This window comes from Rhodosalinus sediminis (genome assembly GCF_003385555.1).
Classification (GTDB): domain Bacteria; phylum Pseudomonadota; class Alphaproteobacteria; order Rhodobacterales; family Rhodobacteraceae; genus Rhodosalinus; species Rhodosalinus sediminis.
In genome coordinates this window covers 1-2323 of sequence record NZ_QOHR01000064.1, presented here as the reverse complement: position 1 = coordinate 2323, position 2323 = coordinate 1, and the positions used below count along the sequence as shown (strand labels likewise).

The window sequence follows — 2323 nt, the reverse complement described above, 5'->3', positions numbered from 1 at the left end:
GGGCGGCGCACCTCGAGCGCGCCGATCCCGGTCTGGATGCTGCGCTCGGGCCCATACCCATGCCGCACAACCCGCTGCCGGCCGTCCGGCAGCGTCTCCTCGGCATGGCGCGCGACGAAGGCGTCGGCCTCCGCCCGCAGCGCCGCGGCCAGCATGCGCCGCGCCCCGTCGCGCGCGATCTCGGTCAGCGGGTCCTCCACCGATCCGGGCTGGTGAAGCGGGGTGATCGTGGTATCGTCGTCCATGGCGTATCGCTCCTTCGGGAGGTTCTGGCAGGCTTCATCACCAGCCACGATACGCCGCCTTCTCAGGCCCCATCACCTATTTTCGAGCATAGCTCTGAGCCGCGTTCGGCGAATATTGCGGGTTTACCATCTTCCGCGATACATGGGAGACGGTCAGCAACAAGACAGCGGGAGAACCCGCGCCGTAGTGAGCAGGACAAAGGGGACTCCCTCGTGGCACTCGAACGCAAACCCGTGGCCTCCCTCTGGATCGGGGAGAGACTGCAGTATCTCAATCAGCTCTGTCTGGCCTCGCATCTGCGCCACGGCCATCCCGTCACGCTCTACTGCACCGAGGAGGTCACAAACGCGCCCGAGGGGGTCGACGTCCGGCCGGCGAGCGAGATCATGGACATCCCCATGGACATCGTCGAGCAGACATCGGCCTCGTTCCTGTCGAACGTCTTTCGCTACAAGATGATACGCGCCACCGGCGCGATCTGGATCGACTGCGACGCCTTCTGCCACAAGCCCTTCCCCGACGACTGGGAGTGGATCTTCGCCGGCCACGGCATGCGCGGGGCGCTGAACTGCGGGGTCGTGGGCCTGCCGCGGCACTGCGAGCTGATGGACCGACTGCTCGACTTCTACGAGAATCTGCCCGAGGTGCCGCCGTGGTGGAACAAGAACCAGCGCAAGAAGATCACCCGCCAGGAGGATGATCTGCCCCACGCGGTGCGGATCTACAAGACCGAGCGCACTGCATTCGGTCCGCAGGCCTTCACGTATTTCGCCCAGCAGACGGGCGATTCCGACCGGGCCATGACCCCCGACGTGCTTTACCCGGTGCCGTTCCAGCTCAACGACATCTTCTACGATCCGCATGGCCGGGTGGAGGGGTGGTTCACCGACGACACCGTCTCCGTCCACCTCTACACCAACGGCACGAAACCGTGGTGGCGCAAGAACGTGCCGCTCGAGAACTCCTATGTCTGGAGAATGTGTCGCGAGGTCGGCATCGACCCGGCGCAGGCGCTGGAGTGACACGCCGATGCCGTCGCTGAGCCTGATCTTCATCGTCGAGCCGCCGGTCTACCAGTATCTCGCCTGCTATCTGGCGGCGTCGATCCGGCGGCACGTGAGCACGGGGGTCCGGCTCATCGGCTATTGCCCCGCGCACCGTATGGCCGAGATCGACGCGGCGGCCGTGGAAACCCTGCGCCGCATGGACGCCGAGGTGCGGCCGATGCAGACCGAGGGCCGTTTCGACCCGCCCTATCCGCATGGCAACAAGCTCCTCGCCTGCCTCGAGCCGCGCGACACCGACTGGTCGGGCTTCATGGATAGCGACATCCTGATGATCTCCGACACGGACCCCGCCCGCCAGCTCCGCGACGGCGCGGTCACGTGTTCGCGCGCGGCGTCGATGCTCTGGGCCGAGCAGTCGATCTGGCACGACATCTACGGCGCCTTCGACATGCCGCTGCCCGAGCAGCGCATCGACCTCATGCGCCGGGGCAAGGCAAAGCTACCCTATTTCTCCTCGGGCTTCGTGATCTTCCCGGAAACCCACCGCGACGCCGAGGGCCGCCGTTTCGCCGAGACCTGGATGGACACGGCGCAGACCATCGACCGCATCGCGACACTGCCCAAGCGCCGCCCCTATCTGGACCAGATGAGCCTGCCGGTCGCCATGCAGCGCGCGGGCCTGTCCTGGCACGAGCTCGCCGAGGATGATCACTACATCCTGGGCGGCAAGCTGCGCGGCAAGCCGCTGCCCGAGGATCGCCCGATCACCGCGGTGCATTACCGAAAGTGGCGAAACCTTGCAGAGGTGGGACTCGCCCGGCACGCCTACCGGAGCCTGCGCCGCCAGGTGGGGACCCGCAAGGTGACGCGTATCTTCGATACCGAGCCGATCGAATCCCCCGTCCCTCCCGATGCGTCAGCGTAATGGGGAGCTCGATCGACATCGCCGTGCAGCTCGCCCACATCGCGCCGCTCGTGCGGGACTGCAAGAACGGCGTCATGTTCGGCCGGCAGAAATGAATTTCAATCCGCCGGACTGGCCCCTACGGTCAGGACTCACAACCAATAGA

The 2323-nt window shown here is 66.0% G+C and carries 2 protein-coding genes and 1 pseudogene; 2 read left to right on the top strand and 1 reads right to left on the bottom strand.

Annotation, left to right across the window (positions count from 1 at the left end):
• Nucleotides 1–245 (bottom strand): annotated as a pseudogene (locus tag DRV84_RS15045) (IS256 family transposase); the annotation flags it as partial.
• A gap of 213 nt (nucleotides 246–458) precedes the next feature.
• On the opposite strand from DRV84_RS15045, the gene DRV84_RS15040 reads away from it, so the two are divergent.
• Together DRV84_RS15040 and DRV84_RS15035 are read left to right on the top strand one after the other, a co-directional pair.
• On the top strand, nucleotides 459–1268 hold the full coding sequence (locus DRV84_RS15040) for a glycosyltransferase family 32 protein (protein ID WP_115982137.1): 810 nt from the start codon (nucleotides 459–461) through the stop codon (nucleotides 1266–1268).
• Nucleotides 1269–1275: 7 nt separating this feature from the next.
• Nucleotides 1276–2178, top strand: coding sequence for a hypothetical protein (locus tag DRV84_RS15035; RefSeq protein ID WP_192881438.1), 903 nt, complete (start codon nucleotides 1276–1278; stop codon nucleotides 2176–2178).
• Nucleotides 2179–2323 lie beyond the last annotated feature (145 nt).

Excerpts from the sequence above, each read along its gene's own strand:
- DRV84_RS15035 (WP_192881438.1), top strand. The coding sequence starts at position 1,276 with ATGCCGTCGCTGAGCCTGATCTTCATCGTCGAGCCGCCGGTCTACCAG.